General features: G+C 68.0%; 22 protein-coding genes. All 22 read left to right on the top strand.

What is annotated here, in order from left to right; translation table 11 throughout:
• Window positions 1-61 precede the first annotated feature (61 nt).
• On the top strand, window positions 62-430 hold the full coding sequence (rplN, locus tag ACWCO3_RS03430) for a 50S ribosomal protein L14 (protein WP_007073026.1): 369 nt from the start codon (window positions 62-64) through the stop codon (window positions 428-430).
• Complete coding sequence (rplX, locus tag ACWCO3_RS03425; RefSeq protein ID WP_007465276.1) at window positions 427-747, top strand: 50S ribosomal protein L24; 321 nt, start codon at window positions 427-429, stop codon at window positions 745-747. The genes rplN and rplX overlap by 4 nt, the downstream gene beginning before the upstream one ends.
• Entirely contained in the window at window positions 747-1,313 is a 567-nt protein-coding gene (rplE, locus tag ACWCO3_RS03420) for a 50S ribosomal protein L5 (protein ID WP_074314595.1), read from the top strand. Before rplX ends, rplE begins: the two co-directional genes overlap by 1 nt.
• Before the next feature lies 1 nt (window position 1,314).
• The gene (locus ACWCO3_RS03415) at window positions 1,315-1,500 is read left to right on the top strand and encodes a type Z 30S ribosomal protein S14 (RefSeq protein ID WP_007465272.1); all 186 of its coding nucleotides are present in this window, start codon (window positions 1,315-1,317) and stop codon (window positions 1,498-1,500) included.
• A gap of 116 nt (window positions 1,501-1,616) precedes the next feature.
• Complete coding sequence (gene rpsH, locus ACWCO3_RS03410; RefSeq protein WP_007465270.1) at window positions 1,617-2,024, top strand: 30S ribosomal protein S8; 408 nt, start codon at window positions 1,617-1,619, stop codon at window positions 2,022-2,024.
• Window positions 2,025-2,040: 16 nt separating this feature from the next.
• Window positions 2,041-2,583, top strand: coding sequence for a 50S ribosomal protein L6 (gene rplF / locus ACWCO3_RS03405; protein ID WP_145778899.1), 543 nt, complete (start codon window positions 2,041-2,043; stop codon window positions 2,581-2,583).
• A complete protein-coding gene (gene rplR / locus ACWCO3_RS03400; RefSeq protein WP_145778900.1) occupies window positions 2,580-2,969 on the top strand; it encodes a 50S ribosomal protein L18 in 390 nt (129 codons plus the stop codon). Before rplF ends, rplR begins: the two co-directional genes overlap by 4 nt.
• 33 nt (window positions 2,970-3,002) lie before the next feature.
• On the top strand, window positions 3,003-3,617 hold the full coding sequence (gene rpsE, locus ACWCO3_RS03395) for a 30S ribosomal protein S5 (RefSeq protein WP_013288621.1): 615 nt from the start codon (window positions 3,003-3,005) through the stop codon (window positions 3,615-3,617).
• Complete coding sequence (gene rpmD, locus ACWCO3_RS03390; protein WP_030329904.1) at window positions 3,617-3,799, top strand: 50S ribosomal protein L30; 183 nt, start codon at window positions 3,617-3,619, stop codon at window positions 3,797-3,799. Before rpsE ends, rpmD begins: the two co-directional genes overlap by 1 nt.
• Window positions 3,799-4,242 carry a 50S ribosomal protein L15 gene (rplO, locus tag ACWCO3_RS03385; protein ID WP_088987584.1) on the top strand — a complete coding sequence of 148 codons (444 nt, stop codon included), beginning with the start codon at window positions 3,799-3,801 and terminating at the stop codon, window positions 4,240-4,242. The genes rpmD and rplO overlap by 1 nt, the downstream gene beginning before the upstream one ends.
• Before the next feature lie 235 nt (window positions 4,243-4,477).
• Window positions 4,478-5,806: a preprotein translocase subunit SecY gene (secY, locus tag ACWCO3_RS03380; RefSeq protein ID WP_145778901.1), complete on the top strand. Its 1,329-nt coding sequence runs from the start codon at window positions 4,478-4,480 to the stop codon at window positions 5,804-5,806.
• Window positions 5,807-6,460 carry an adenylate kinase gene (locus tag ACWCO3_RS03375; RefSeq protein WP_088950228.1) on the top strand — a complete coding sequence of 218 codons (654 nt, stop codon included), beginning with the start codon at window positions 5,807-5,809 and terminating at the stop codon, window positions 6,458-6,460.
• A gap of 87 nt (window positions 6,461-6,547) precedes the next feature.
• The gene (gene map, locus ACWCO3_RS03370; protein WP_145778902.1) at window positions 6,548-7,399 is read left to right on the top strand and encodes a type I methionyl aminopeptidase; all 852 of its coding nucleotides are present in this window, start codon (window positions 6,548-6,550) and stop codon (window positions 7,397-7,399) included.
• A gap of 255 nt (window positions 7,400-7,654) precedes the next feature.
• The gene (locus tag ACWCO3_RS03365) at window positions 7,655-8,233 is read left to right on the top strand and encodes a DUF1707 SHOCT-like domain-containing protein (RefSeq protein WP_450008271.1); all 579 of its coding nucleotides are present in this window, start codon (window positions 7,655-7,657) and stop codon (window positions 8,231-8,233) included.
• A gap of 295 nt (window positions 8,234-8,528) precedes the next feature.
• Window positions 8,529-8,750 carry a translation initiation factor IF-1 gene (gene infA, locus ACWCO3_RS03360; protein ID WP_007073013.1) on the top strand — a complete coding sequence of 74 codons (222 nt, stop codon included), beginning with the start codon at window positions 8,529-8,531 and terminating at the stop codon, window positions 8,748-8,750.
• Window positions 8,751-8,841: 91 nt separating this feature from the next.
• Window positions 8,842-8,955 carry a 50S ribosomal protein L36 gene (rpmJ, locus tag ACWCO3_RS03355; RefSeq protein ID WP_088952025.1) on the top strand — a complete coding sequence of 38 codons (114 nt, stop codon included), beginning with the start codon at window positions 8,842-8,844 and terminating at the stop codon, window positions 8,953-8,955.
• A gap of 213 nt (window positions 8,956-9,168) precedes the next feature.
• On the top strand, window positions 9,169-9,549 hold the full coding sequence (gene rpsM, locus ACWCO3_RS03350) for a 30S ribosomal protein S13 (protein WP_030329917.1): 381 nt from the start codon (window positions 9,169-9,171) through the stop codon (window positions 9,547-9,549).
• Window positions 9,550-9,636: 87 nt separating this feature from the next.
• Window positions 9,637-10,044, top strand: a complete 408-nt coding sequence (gene rpsK, locus ACWCO3_RS03345) for a 30S ribosomal protein S11 (protein ID WP_030329919.1) — start codon at window positions 9,637-9,639, stop codon at window positions 10,042-10,044.
• Window positions 10,045-10,057: 13 nt separating this feature from the next.
• Window positions 10,058-10,684 (top strand): 30S ribosomal protein S4, encoded by a 627-nt coding sequence (gene rpsD, locus ACWCO3_RS03340; protein ID WP_007465229.1) that lies wholly within the window; start codon window positions 10,058-10,060, stop codon window positions 10,682-10,684.
• Window positions 10,685-10,782: 98 nt separating this feature from the next.
• The gene (locus ACWCO3_RS03335; protein WP_007465227.1) at window positions 10,783-11,805 is read left to right on the top strand and encodes a DNA-directed RNA polymerase subunit alpha; all 1,023 of its coding nucleotides are present in this window, start codon (window positions 10,783-10,785) and stop codon (window positions 11,803-11,805) included.
• Window positions 11,806-11,839: 34 nt separating this feature from the next.
• Window positions 11,840-12,397, top strand: a complete 558-nt coding sequence (gene rplQ, locus ACWCO3_RS03330) for a 50S ribosomal protein L17 (RefSeq protein WP_145778903.1) — start codon at window positions 11,840-11,842, stop codon at window positions 12,395-12,397.
• Window positions 12,398-12,464: 67 nt separating this feature from the next.
• On the top strand, window positions 12,465-13,295 hold the full coding sequence (gene truA / locus ACWCO3_RS03325; protein WP_354888681.1) for a tRNA pseudouridine(38-40) synthase TruA: 831 nt from the start codon (window positions 12,465-12,467) through the stop codon (window positions 13,293-13,295).
• The last annotated feature ends 8 nt before the right edge of the window (window positions 13,296-13,303 follow it).

Raw genomic sequence — 13,303 nt, 5'->3', positions numbered from 1 at the left:
TGGTTCCGCCAGGCTCCGGCCGCCACGGCGGCCGGAGAACCGGCAGACATAGGAGATAGACGTGATTCAGCAGGAGTCGCGACTGCGCGTCGCCGACAACACGGGTGCTCGGGAGATCCTGTGCATCCGGGTTCTCGGTGGCTCGGGTCGGCGCTACGCGAGCATCGGCGACGTCATCGTGGCCACGGTCAAGGACGCCATCCCGGGTGCCGGTGTGAAGAAGGGCGACGTCGTCAAGGCTGTCGTCGTTCGCACGGCCAAGGAGAAGCGGCGGCCGGACGGCTCGTACATCCGCTTCGACGAGAACGCCGCCGTCATCATCAAGGACGGCGGGGACCCGCGTGGTACCCGCATCTTCGGCCCGGTGGGCCGGGAGCTGCGGGACAAGCGGTTCATGAAGATTATTTCCCTCGCGCCGGAGGTGTTGTGACCGTGAAGGTCAAGAAGGGCGACACGGTCGTCGTCATCGCCGGCAAGGACAAGGGTGCCAAGGGCAAGGTCATTGCGGCCTACCCGCGGCAGGACAAGGTCCTGGTCGAGGGCGTGAACCGGGTCAAGAAGCACACCCGCATCAGCACCACCCAGCGTGGCGCCAAGACCGGCGGCATCGTCACCCAGGAGGCCCCGATCCACGTCTCGAACGTGCAGGTCCTGGACTCCGACGGCAAGCCGACCCGCGTCGGTTACCGGATCGACGACAACGGCCAGAAGGTCCGCATCGCGCGTAGCACCGGTAAGGACCTGTGATGACCACGGCTACCGAAAAGACCATGCCGCGCCTCAAGGAGCGGTACCGCAACGAGATCGTGGCCCAGCTGCGTGAGCAGCACAGCTACGGCAACCCCATGCAGGTGCCGCGGCTGGTCAAGATCGTCGTCAACATGGGTGTCGGCGAGGCTGCTCGCGACGCCAAGCTGATCGACGGCGCGGTCCGTGACCTCGCCACGATCACCGGCCAGAAGCCGCAGGTGCGGCGGGCGACCAAGTCCATCGCGCAGTTCAAGCTGCGTGAGGGCATGCCGATCGGCGCGAAGGTCACCCTTCGCGGTGACCGGATGTGGGAGTTCCTGGACCGGCTGCTCTCCATCGCGCTGCCGCGTATCCGCGACTTCCGCGGTCTGGACGGGCGCAAGCTGGACGGGCACGGCAACTACACGTTCGGTCTGACCGAGCAGTCGGTGTTCCACGAGATCGATCAGGACAGGATCGATCGCCAGCGGGGCATGGACATCACGGTGGTCACGACCGCCACGACCGACGACGAGGGCCGGGCGCTGCTCAAGCTCCTGGGCTTCCCGTTCAAGGAGAACTGAGATGGCCAAGAAGGCGCTGATCATCAAGGCGGCCGCGAAGCCGAAGTTCTCGGTTCGCGCGTACACCCGCTGCCAGCGGTGCGGGCGTCCGAAGGCGGTCTACCGCAAGTTCGGGCTCTGCCGGGTCTGCATCCGGGAGATGGCTCACCGCGGTGAGCTGCCGGGCGTGTCCAAGGCTTCCTGGTAAGGGCGACCGCGTCCCGGCCGTCGGCCGGGAACTCCTGCACCGATTAGGTATTGCTCTTCGCCGTAGGCCCGGGGCTGATGCCCCGGGAACCCCGGCGAGAAAGGCTGACGAAATCCATGACGATGACCGACCCGATCGCAGACATGCTCACGCGTCTGCGTAACGCCAACCAGGCGTACCACGATCAGGTGAAGATGCCCTACTCCAAGATCAAGGCGAACATCGCCGAGGTCTTGAAGGCCGAGGGTTACATCGCCACCTGGTCGGTCGAGGAGCCCGAGGAGGGCGCCGTCGGCAAGCGACTGGTCGTCGAGCTGAAGTACGGCCAGAACCGCGAGCGGAGCCTGGCCGGCATCAAGCGCGTGTCCAAGCCCGGTCTCCGGGTGTACGCCAAGTCGGACGGGCTCCCGCGGGTGCTCGGTGGGCTGGGCGTGGCGATCATTTCGACGTCCCAGGGGCTGCTGACCGACCGGCAGGCCCGCAAGCGGAGTGTTGGCGGGGAAGTCCTCGCCTTCGTCTGGTAACGGGAGACAGGTAGAAATGTCGCGAATTGGACGTAAGTCGATCCCGGTACCGACCGGCGTCGACATCACGATCGACGGGCAGACCGTCAAGGTCAAGGGGCCCAAGGGCCAGCTTGAGCACACCCTCGCCGAGCCGATCACGATCGAGCGGGCCGAGGATGGGCAGCTGAGCGTCAACCGGCCGAACGACGAGCGCAAGGCCAAGGAACTCCACGGCCTGAGCCGTACGCTGGTTGCCAACATGATCGTCGGGGTCACCGAGGGCTACCGCAAGAGCCTGGAGATCGCCGGCACCGGTTACCGGGTCACCGCCAAGGGTTCGGACCTCGAGTTCGCGCTCGGGTTCTCGCACCCGGTGGTCGTCGCCGCCCCGGCGGGCATCACCTTCACGGTGGAGCGGCCGACCCTGTTCCACGTTGCTGGCATCGACAAGCAGCAGGTCGGTGAGGTCGCCGCCAACATCCGGAAGATCCGCCCGCCGGAGCCCTACAAGGGCAAGGGCGTGAAGTACCAGGGCGAGGTCATCCGCCGCAAGGCCGGAAAGGCAGGTAAGAAGTGAGCGCCACGCTGCTCAAGCGCCGCCGCGGTGTCGCCGCCAAGCGCGCCGTCGGGCGTGCGCGTCGACACTTCCGCGTCCGCAAGAACGTCACCGGTACGGCCGAGCGTCCGCGCCTGGTCGTCACCCGTTCGCTGCGGCACATGGTCGCCCAGGTCGTCGACGACTCCAAGGGTCACACCCTGGCGTCGGCGTCGACCCTGGACGCCTCGCTGCGCGGTGCGGAGGGCGACAAGAGCGCCCTCGCCGGCAAGGTGGGCGCTCTGCTCGCCGAGCGGGCCAAGGCCGCTGGCGTCTCCAAGGTCGTCTTCGACCGCGGTGGCAACCGGTACGCGGGGCGTGTCGCCGCGCTTGCCGACGCCGCCCGCGAAGCCGGGCTCGAGTTCTAACAACCCCGTCACGAGAGATAAGGAAGGCTGCTGATGCCAGGTCAACAGCGCCGTGGCGGCGGGTCCGGTGGCAACGAGGGTGGTCGCCGCGACAACCGCCGTGAGGGCGGCCGCGGAAACGCGCCCGTCGAGAAGACCCCGCACCTTGAGCGGGTCGTCGCGATCAACCGCGTCGCCAAGGTCGTGAAGGGTGGTCGTCGCTTCAGCTTCACCGCCCTGGTGATCGTGGGCGACGGCGACGGCACGGTCGGCGTGGGCTACGGAAAGGCCAAGGAGGTGCCCGCGGCCATCGCCAAGGGTGTCGAGGAGGCCAAGAAGCACTTCTTCAAGGTTCCGCGTATCGGCCAGTCGATCCCGCACCCGGTGACGGGTGAGGACGCCGCTGGTGTGGTGCTGCTCAAGCCGGCCTCGGCCGGTACGGGTGTCATCGCCGGTGGTCCGGTGCGTGCCGTGCTGGAGTGCGCCGGTATCCACGACGTGCTCTCCAAGAGCCTCGGCTCGTCGAACCCGATCAACATCGTGCACGCCACCGTGGCGGCCCTGAAGGGGCTTGAGTCCCCCGAGCAGGTCGCAGCGCGTCGTGGTCTGCCGGTGGAGGACGTCGCGCCGGCCGCCATGCTGGCGTCGCGGGCGGGGGTGGCGTCCTGATGGCACGCCTGAAGGTCACCCAGCTCCGGTCCGGTATCGGGACCAAGCAGAACCAGCGTGACTCGCTGCGTTCGCTCGGTCTCAAGCGGATCAACGACGTGGTGGTCAAAGAGGACCGGCCCGAGATCCGCGGCATGATCTTCACGGTCAACCACCTCGTGAAGGTCGAGGAGGTCGAGTAATGACGATCAAGGTGCATCACCTGCGCCCGGCGCCCGGTTCCAAGACCGCGAAGACCCGTGTGGGTCGCGGTGAGGGTTCCAAGGGCAAGACCGCCGGTCGCGGTACCAAGGGTTCCAAGGCCCGCAAGAACATCTCGGCGGCGTTCGAGGGTGGGCAGATGCCCATCCACATGCGTCTGCCCAAGATGAAGGGCTTCAAGAACAAGTTCAAGGTGGTCTTCCAGGTGGTCAACCTGGACCGACTCGCTGAGCTGTTCCCGAACGGTGGCCAGGTCGGCCCGCTGGAGCTGGTCGAGGCCGGCGCGGTCCGCAAGGGTCACCCGGTCAAGGTCCTCGGCACCGGGGACCTCGGCGGTGTGGCGCTCCAGGTGTCGGCGCACGCGTTCAGTGCGTCGGCCAAGGAGAAGATCGCTGCCGCCGGTGGCTCCGTCACCGAGCTGTAAGGCGTAAGACCCATGGCGCCCGTCCGGTTGTGTGAGCAACTGGCGGGCGCCATGGTCTGCCTGGGGTCCTAGCGCCCGGTAATATCGGAATCGATTTATGTAGTCGGGCGCATCTGCCCGTAGCGGGGTAGGGCTGTTAGAGTCCCATCCCAGTCATGGATTGCGGGCGCTCGCCCGTGATCCACCCCGACCCGCCAGGGATCACCGGCGGCCCGCCTCGCGCAGGAGGAAGAAGTTGCTGTCCGCCTTTCTCAGTGCGTTCCGTACGCCTGACCTGCGCAAGAAGCTGCTGTTCACAGTAGGCATCATCGCGGTCTACCGGCTGGGTGCGACGCTCCCCAGCCCGGGCGTCTCGTACGGCAACGTGCAGAAGTGCCTCGACACCATTCAGGGTGACACCACCGGGGTGGTGAACCTGCTCAACCTCTTCTCCGGCGGAGCGCTGCTGCAGCTCTCGGTCTTCGCGCTGGGCATCATGCCCTACATCACCGCGTCGATCATCCTGCAGCTGCTGACCGTCGTGATCCCGCGTCTGGAGCAGCTCCGCAAGGAGGGCCAGGCCGGTCAGGCGAAGATCACGCAGTACACGCGCTACCTGACCCTCGGCCTCGGTGTGCTGCAGGCCTCGGCGTTCGTGGCCCTGGCCCGCTCCGGGCAGCTGTTCCAGAACAAGTGCGACCAGTTCCCGATCATCCCCACCGGCACCGGCATCCCGGACTGGCTGACCCTGACCATCCTGGTGATGACGATGACCGCCGGCACGGGCATGGTCATGTGGCTCGGTGAGCTGATCACCGACCGCGGCGTCGGCAACGGTATGTCCGTCCTGATCTTCACCTCGATCGCGGCCCGCCTGCCCAGCGAGGGTTGGCAGATCAAGACCAGCAAGGGCTGGGACATGTTCGCCCTGGTCATCGCGCTGGTCCTGGTGGTCATCACCGCGGTCACCTTCATCGAGCAGGCGCAGCGCCGGATCCCCGTGCAGTACGCCAAGCGGATGATCGGCCGGCGGATGTACGGCGGCACCTCGACCTACATCCCGCTCAAGGTCAACCAGGCGGGTGTCATCCCGGTCATCTTCGGCTCGTCGCTGCTCTACCTGCCGCAGCTGGCCCTGCAGTTCTTCGACCAGAACGACCCGGGCAAGACCCAGGCGTGGATCCAGAACAACCTGGTCAACCCGAGCAGCCCGATCTACATCGCGGTCTACTTCCTGCTGATCATCTTCTTCACGTACTTCTACGTCTCGATCACGTTCAACCCGACCGAGGTCGCGGACAACATGAAGAAGTACGGCGGGTTCGTGCCGGGCATCCGCCCGGGCAAGCCGACGGCCGACTACCTGGACTTCATCCTCAGCCGGATCACCCTGCCGGGCGCGCTCTACCTGGGCGTCATCTCGATCCTGCCGAACTTCTTCTTCATCTGGCTGGACAACCAGCAGTACCAGAACTTCCCGTTCGGCGGCACCGCTGTGCTCATCATGGTCGGCGTCGGTCTGGAGACCGTGAAGCAGATCGAGAGCCAACTCATGCAGCGGAACTACGAAGGGTTCCTGCGGTAGATGAGACTCGTTCTGGTTGGCCCGCCGGGCGCGGGCAAGGGCACTCAGGCCGAGTTCATCGCCGCGCACCTCTCGGTGCCGAAGATCTCGACCGGGGACATCTTCCGGTCGAACGTCACCCAGGGCACTCCGCTCGGTGTCGAGGCGAAGCGGTACATGGACGCGGGCGAGCTGGTTCCGGACGAGGTCACCATCAACATGGTCCGGGACCGGCTGGCCGAGCCCGACGCCAGCGAGGGGTTCCTGCTCGACGGTTTCCCGCGGACCACTCCGCAGGCTGCCGCTCTGGACAAGCTCCTCGCCGACCTGGGGACGGCGCTCGATCTGGTCCTGGAGTTGGTGGTCGACGACGACGAGGTGATCCGGCGGCTGTCCGGCCGGCGTACCTGCCGGGGTTGCGGCAAGATCTGGCACGTCGAGTTCGACGCCACCACCCGACCGGGCATCTGTGACCGGTGCGGCGCCGAGCTGTTCCAGCGCGACGACGACAAGCCGGAGACGATCGCGACTCGGCTCCGGGAATACAGCGAGAAGACCGCGCCCCTGGTCGACTACTACGGCGCCCAGGGCAAGCTGGTCGGGATCGACGCCACCGGCCCGGTGGAGGACGTCACCACCCGGGCCATCGACGCCCTGCGGTCGTACGGCGGCTGAGGTCCGGCCGAGTCACGGCGGATAGAGTGCGAACAGCGGGGTACGCGAGACGTGCCCCGCTGTTCGGCAACGAAAGGTAATCGCTCCATGCGTCGTCCCCAGCTGGACATCCAGCTGAAGACCCCTGACCAGATCGAGAAGATGCGGGCCGCCGGGCTGGTGGTGGCCGAGGCGCTTCGCCGGATGCGGGAGGCTGTCGCCCCCGGCGTGAGCACCGCCGATCTGGACGCCATCGCCGAGTCGACGATCCGCGAGGCGGGTGGCGTTCCGTCGTTCAAGGGCTACCACGGCTTTCCGGCGTCCATCTGCTCCTCGGTCAACGAGCAGATCGTGCACGCCATCCCCTCGCCGAAGCAGGTGCTCTCCGAGGGAGACCTCATCTCCATCGACTGCGGCGCGGTGCTGGACGGGTGGCACGGCGACTCCGCGATCACCGTCGGGGTCGGCGACGTCGACCCGGCGCTGCTGAAGATGGCCGAGGTCGCCGAGGACGCCATGTGGGCCGGTATCGCCGCCGCCGCCCGTGGCGCGGCGAGCGGCAAGGGCCGGCTCACTGACATCTCGCACGCGGTGGAGACCGCCGTCCGCAAGGGTGGCCGGTACGGCATCGTCGACGGCTACGGCGGGCACGGTATCGGCACGGAGATGCACCAGGACCCGCACGTGCTCAACCACGGCCGCCCGGGCAAGGGTCCACGCCTGGTCGCCGGCATGGCGTTGGCGATCGAGCCGATGATCACGATGGCGTCCCCGCGTACCGTCGAGTTGTCCGATGGGTGGACGGTGGTCACCCGGGACGGCTCGGTGGCGGCGCACGTCGAGCACTCGATGGCTCTGCTGCCGGACGGGGTCTGGGTGCTCACCGCGTTCGACGGGGGCCGGGCCCGACTGGGTGATCTGGTCACCGCCCGCCAGCCCGCGGTCTCCACGACCTCCTGACCGGCCGAATCCGGTCGGGGCACCCCTCGCCGGGCGGTCACCCCCGACCGGCGGGCCACGTGACCGCCCGGACCGTGTGGCGACCGGCCAGCGCACCCCGACACCGCTCCACTCTGATGATCGACTCGGTATCGCCGATCTGGCGGTGGCAGGTCGCTCGGACACCGCCACGTCGGCGATCTGGAGTGGATCATGGGCGCGCGGGACCGGGACGCGGGCGGGCCGGACTGGCGGGGCGGTGGCATGCTTGCCGGCATGGACGGGCGCGACGGGATGCGAGCGGCCGACGCGGACCGTGAAGCGGTGGCCGAACGGTTGCGGGTCGCCCTCAACGAGGGCCGGTTGGACCTCCACGAGTACGACGAGCGGTTGCAGCGGGCCTATGCAGCGCGCACGTACGCCGATCTCGAAGCGCTGCTGACGGATCTGCCGCCGGTGACGCCCCCGCAGCGGTCCGCTCTGGCGCCGGCTTCGGCCACGGCACCGGCGGTGGGCTCTCTGGGCGGCCAGCCCGGCCCGGTCGCCACCCGTGGCGTCACCGCCCGCTGGCTGGCCGAGGTGTGGCTGCCGTACCTCAACGTGGTAGCCATCGTGGTGACGATCTGGGCGGTGACCTCGCTGCTCAGCCGGGACCTGCTTTACTTCTGGCCGGTCTGGGTGGCCGGGCCGTGGGGCGCGGTGCTGCTGGTCCGCACGATCACGGGGCTGACCGGGGGAGAGCCCCAGCGCCAGTCGATCGAGCGGGAGCGCCGTCGGCAGCGTAAGCGGTCGAAGCGGGAGCGTAAGCGCGAGTTGCGCGCCGGCGAACGGGACGACGAACCGCCCACCGCCTAAAGCCCCCAGGGGGCAACCGGTCGATCATGAAGTTGTTGCCACCGGCCACGGCGTGTCGTGACGTCAACTTCATGATCGACGAGAGTCTGCGGGTCGGGGTGGGTGGCCGGTTTGGCGGGCGACTGCTGGCGGGCGTACACTTTCAGATCGGCGCACAGCGTCCACTCCCGCATGCCCACCCTGCGCTTCGGTGGGAGCTGGAGCCGCGGCTGGCGCGGTCTTCTGATCAAGATCAGATTTCCGTGTAAGGCGTTGTGGGCCGCCCGGAGCAATCGACGTCAGGACAGCGGAGGACATGCCGAAAAAAGACGGAGCCATTGAGATCGAGGGTCGGGTCATCGAGCCCCTGCCGAACGCCATGTTCCGGGTGGAGCTCGCGAACGGCCACAAGGTGTTGGCTCACATCAGCGGGAAGATGCGGCAGCACTACATCCGCATCCTGCCGGAAGACCGGGTCGTCGTCGAACTCTCGCCGTACGACCTGACCCGCGGGCGCATCGTCTACCGCTACAAGTAGTCCTGACGGCGGCCGGGAAGTCCCGTGTCCGTCTTCGACGTCCGGCGTCGCGCAGCGCGCGTCCCCGGGCCAGATGGGAAGTAAGGCAACCGTGAAGGTCAAGCCGAGCGTCAAGAGGATCTGCCAGAAGTGCCGGGTTATCCGCCGGCACGGCCGGGTCATGGTCATCTGCAGTGACCCGCGCCACAAGCAGCGCCAGGGCTGAGTCAGCCCCACACATCACACATGCTCGTCCCAGCCGCGAGCGGTACGCGAGACGTACTCCTTCGTGGCTGACCCCCGGTCGGAGGCCGGGGCCCGCTTGGGCAGCGACCGATCCCGGTCGCCGGCGCTTATCGCGTCGGAAAGACGGGACGGCCGGTAGCGGGGTGGGACGGGTCCACACCTCCGCCACACATAACGAGGAGTACGCCCGCACATGGCACGTCTAGTCGGCGTGGATCTCCCCCGCGAAAAGCGGTTGGAGATCGCGCTCACCTACATCTTCGGGGTCGGTCGCACCCGCGCCCTGGAGACGCTCGCCGCCACCGGCATTTCGCCGGACAAGCGCGCTCGGGACCTCACGGACGAGGAGCTCGTGCAGCTCCGCGACCACATCGAGGGCAACTACAAGGTTGAAGGCGACCTGCGCCGCGAGGTCGCCGCTGACATCCGCCGCAAGGTTGAGATCGGCTGCTACGCCGGCATCCGGCACCGCCGGGGCCTGCCCGTGCGTGGCCAGCGGACCAAGACCAACGCCCGGACCCGCAAGGGCCCGAAGCGGACCGTGGCCGGCAAGAAGAAGCCCGGCAAGAAGTAAGACGTAGACCGGAATACGGGTCTAGGTCCGCCGAGCACGGCCAGGCCGCAACCTGTATCGGAAGTCAACTAGGAGCGCAGAAGACTTATGCCACCGAAGGCTCGTGCCGGAGCCGCTGTAAAGAAGGTCCGGCGCAAGGAACGCAAGAACGTCGCCCACGGGCAGGCGCACATCAAGAGCACGTTCAACAACACCATCGTGTCCATCACGGACCCGACCGGTGCGGTCATCTCCTGGGCCTCCGCTGGCCAGGTGGGCTTCAAGGGCTCCCGCAAGTCGACTCCGTTCGCCGCGCAGCTGGCCGCCGAGGCTGCCGCGCGTCGCGCCATGGAGCACGGCATGCGCAAGGTCGACGTGTTCGTCAAGGGCCCCGGCTCCGGCCGGGAAACCGCCATCCGTTCGCTGCAGGCAGTGGGCCTCGAGGTCGGGCAGATCGCCGACGTCACCCCGCAGCCGCACAACGGGTGCCGTCCGCCGAAGCGTCGCCGGGTCTGAGAGGTAGAGAGAGATGGCTCGTTACACCGGTGCAGACTGCCGCCGTTGCCGGCGGGAGAAGATGAAGCTGTTCCTCAAGGGCAGCAAGTGCGATGGTCCGAAGTGCCCGTTCGAGTCCCGGCCGTTCCCGCCCGGGCAGCACGGCCGCGGCCGCACCAAGGAGACGGAGTACCTGCTCCAGCTCCGCGAGAAGCAGAAGGCCCGCCGCGTCTACGGCGTGCTGGAGAAGCAGTTCCGCGGTTACTACGAGGAAGCCGTTGGCAAGCAGGCCAAGACCGGTGAGGTCCTCCTGCAGATCCTCGAGTCGCGGCTCGACAACGTCGTTTACCGGGCCGGCTACGCCCACTCGCGGGACATGGCCCGCCAGCTGGTCAAGCACGGTCACTTCACGGTGAACGGCAAGAAGGTCGACATCCCGTCGTACCGCGTCAAGGAGCACGACATCATCGAGGTTCGGGGCAAGAGCAAGGAGCTCACCCCGTTCGTCGTCGCGCAGGCCCAGGCCGGCTCGAAGACGGTCCCGGCGTGGCTTGAGGCCATCCCGAGCCAGATGAAGGTGCTCGTGCACTCCCTCCCGGCCCGGCAGGTCATTGACACGCAGGTCCAGGAGCAGCTGATCGTCGAGCTCTACTCCAAGTAGTCGGGCTCGTTGCGGTGGCCCGTCCGGAAGGGCGGGCCACCGGAACAGTTTGTGTCGTGGACGTCAAATAGCGGGCGTCCCGGAAGAGAAGAGAAAAGATGCTCATCAGCCAGCGACCCTCCCTGTCCGAGGAGTCGATCAACGAGACCCGGTCGCGGTTCGCCATCGAGCCGCTGGAGCCGGGCTTCGGCTACACCCTGGGTAACTCGCTGCGGCGTACGCTGCTGTCGTCGATCCCGGGCGCGGCCGTCACCTCGATCAAGATCGACGGCGTGCTGCACGAGTTCACCACGATCCCCGGTGTCAAGGAGGACGTGGTCGAGCTCGTCATGAACATCAAGGAGCTGTGCGTCAGCTCCGAGCACGACGAGCCGGTCAGCATGTACCTGCGCAAGCAGGGCCCGGGCGACGTGACCGCGGGCGACATCCAGCCGCCGGCCGGCGTCTCGGTGCACAACCCGGATCTCAAGCTCGCCACCCTCAACGGCAAGGGCCGGCTCGACATGGAGCTGACCGTCGAGCGGGGCCGGGGTTACGTCACGGCCGCGCAGAACAAGCAGTCCGGTGCGGAGATCGGCCGGATCCCGGTCGACTCGATCTACTCGCCGGTGCTGAAGGTGACCTACCGCGTCGAGGCGACCCGTGTGGAGCAGCGCACCGACTTCGACCGGCTGATCATCGACGTCGAGACCAAGCCGTCGATGGGCCCGCGTACCGCGCTGGCCTCCGCCGGTTCGACGCTGGTGGAGCTCTTCGGGCTGGCCCGGGAGCTGGACGAGACCGCCGAGGGCATCGACATCGGGCCGTCCCCGCAGGACGCCCAGCTGGCGGCGGACCTCGCTCTGCCGATCGAGGAGCTGGACCTCACCGTCCGCTCCTACAACTGCCTCAAGCGCGAGGGCATCAACTCCGTTGGTGAGCTCATCGGGCGTACCGAGGCCGACCTCCTCGACATTCGCAACTTCGGTCAGAAGTCGATCGACGAGGTCAAGATGAAGCTCGCCGGGATGGGTCTCGGGCTGAAGGACTCGGCTCCGAACTTCGACCCGGCGCACGTCGTGGACACCTTCGGCGAGGCCGACTACGACACCGACGACTACCGCGAGACCGAGCAGCTCTAGTCCGCGCTGCCGCCACAACTGAGGAGCACCAAAAATGCCCACGCCCACCAAGGGCCCCCGCCTCGGCGGCAGCCCCTCGCACGAGCGGCTGATGCTGGCCAACCTGGCCACTGCGCTGTTCCAGCACGGCAAGATCCAGACCACCGAGACGAAGGCTCGGCGGCTGCGTCCGCTGGCCGAGCAGCTCATCACCAAGGCCAAGCGCGGTGACCTCGCCTCGCGTCGGCGGGTGCTGGGTGTCGTCAAGGACAAGGACGTCGTCTACGCCCTGTTCGACCAGATCGCGCCCCGGTACTCCAACCGCCCCGGCGGTTACACCCGGATCGTGAAGACCGGTCCGCGCAAGGGTGACAACGCTCCGATGGCGATCATCGAGCTGGTGGAAGAGCTTCAGGTCGCCGAGCCGAAGGTGAACAAGAAGACCGCCGCCCGCAAGGCCGCGCAGCAGGACAAGGTCGAGGCGCTCGCCCCGGCCGAGGAGGCCCCGAAGTCGGCCGAGACCGATCAGGACTCCGAGGCGCCGGTGTCGGCGTCCGGTGACACCGACGCTGCCCGCGAGGACAGCGACGAGGCCACCGAGAACAAGGCCTGATCAAGGGCATTGTCGGGCCCGGCACCCCATCGGGGTGTCGGGCCCGACCCGTTACAGGAGGTACGAGGTGGACGAGCTGATCCGGCTGCGGCTGGACGTCTCGTACGACGGCACTGACTTCTCCGGGTGGGCCGCCCAGCCGACCCGGCGCACCGTCGCGGGCGTGCTTGTCGAGACCCTGGACCTGGTCCTCGGCGCCGGTACTGCCACCGGGCTGACGGTGGCCGGACGCACCGACGCGGGCGTTCACGCCACCGGGCAGGTGTGCCACCTGGACCTGCCCGCCGACGTGTGGCGGGAGCACGAGGGGCGGCTGCTGCGACGCCTGGCCCGGCTGCTCCCCACCGACGTGCGCGTACGCGCGATGACCGAGGTGCCGGCGGACTTCGACGCCCGGTTCTCGGCGACCTTCCGGCGCTACGAGTACCGGGTCACCGACGCGCCCTTCGGCGCGGAGCCGCTGCGCCGGCACGAGGTGTTGGCCTGGCCGAAGCCGCTGGACCTGGCCGCGCTGAACGCTGCTGCCGGCGGCCTGGTCGGGGAACACGACTTCGCCGCGTACTGCCGGCGCAAGGAGAACGCGACCACCCTGCGCGAGGTCACCCGGCTGGACTGGCGGCGCGACCCCGACGGCATCCTGGTCGCCACCGTCCAGGCCGACGCGTTCTGCCAGGCGATGGTGCGCAGCCTGGTGGGGGCGATGCTGGTGGCGGGCGACGGCCGGCGCCCGGTCGAGTGGCCGGGCAGCCTGCTCACCCAGCAGGTTCGCTCCAGCGAGGTGACAGTGGCACCGGCGCGTGGCTTGACGCTGGTAGCGGTCGGCTACCCGGCCGATCCGGCGGACTACGCCCGCCGCGCCGACCTCACCCGCCGGCTGCGGGTCCCCATCGAGGGCTGACCTGCGGG

It is taken from the genome of Micromonospora sp. NPDC002411 (genome assembly GCF_053592955.1).
The sequence above is the reverse complement of the archived record's forward strand: the minus strand, read 5'-3'. Positions and strand labels throughout refer to the sequence as shown.

Coding starts and splice junctions, on each gene's coding strand:
- rpsD (WP_007465229.1), top strand. CDS start 10,058: ATGGCTCGTTACACCGGTGCAGACTGCCGCCGTTGCCGGCGGGAGAAG.
- infA (WP_007073013.1), top strand. CDS start 8,529: ATGCCGAAAAAAGACGGAGCCATTGAGATCGAGGGTCGGGTCATCGAG.
- ACWCO3_RS03415 (WP_007465272.1), top strand. CDS start 1,315: ATGGCCAAGAAGGCGCTGATCATCAAGGCGGCCGCGAAGCCGAAGTTC.
- rpsH (WP_007465270.1), top strand. CDS start 1,617: ATGACGATGACCGACCCGATCGCAGACATGCTCACGCGTCTGCGTAAC.
- rpsM (WP_030329917.1), top strand. CDS start 9,169: ATGGCACGTCTAGTCGGCGTGGATCTCCCCCGCGAAAAGCGGTTGGAG.
- map (WP_145778902.1), top strand. CDS start 6,548: ATGCGTCGTCCCCAGCTGGACATCCAGCTGAAGACCCCTGACCAGATC.
- rplF (WP_145778899.1), top strand. CDS start 2,041: ATGTCGCGAATTGGACGTAAGTCGATCCCGGTACCGACCGGCGTCGAC.
- ACWCO3_RS03365 (WP_450008271.1), top strand. CDS start 7,655: ATGGACGGGCGCGACGGGATGCGAGCGGCCGACGCGGACCGTGAAGCG.
- rpmD (WP_030329904.1), top strand. CDS start 3,617: ATGGCACGCCTGAAGGTCACCCAGCTCCGGTCCGGTATCGGGACCAAG.
- rpsK (WP_030329919.1), top strand. CDS start 9,637: ATGCCACCGAAGGCTCGTGCCGGAGCCGCTGTAAAGAAGGTCCGGCGC.
- rplQ (WP_145778903.1), top strand. CDS start 11,840: ATGCCCACGCCCACCAAGGGCCCCCGCCTCGGCGGCAGCCCCTCGCAC.
- ACWCO3_RS03335 (WP_007465227.1), top strand. CDS start 10,783: ATGCTCATCAGCCAGCGACCCTCCCTGTCCGAGGAGTCGATCAACGAG.
- ACWCO3_RS03375 (WP_088950228.1), top strand. CDS start 5,807: ATGAGACTCGTTCTGGTTGGCCCGCCGGGCGCGGGCAAGGGCACTCAG.
- rplE (WP_074314595.1), top strand. CDS start 747: ATGACCACGGCTACCGAAAAGACCATGCCGCGCCTCAAGGAGCGGTAC.
- rplO (WP_088987584.1), top strand. CDS start 3,799: ATGACGATCAAGGTGCATCACCTGCGCCCGGCGCCCGGTTCCAAGACC.
- rpsE (WP_013288621.1), top strand. CDS start 3,003: ATGCCAGGTCAACAGCGCCGTGGCGGCGGGTCCGGTGGCAACGAGGGT.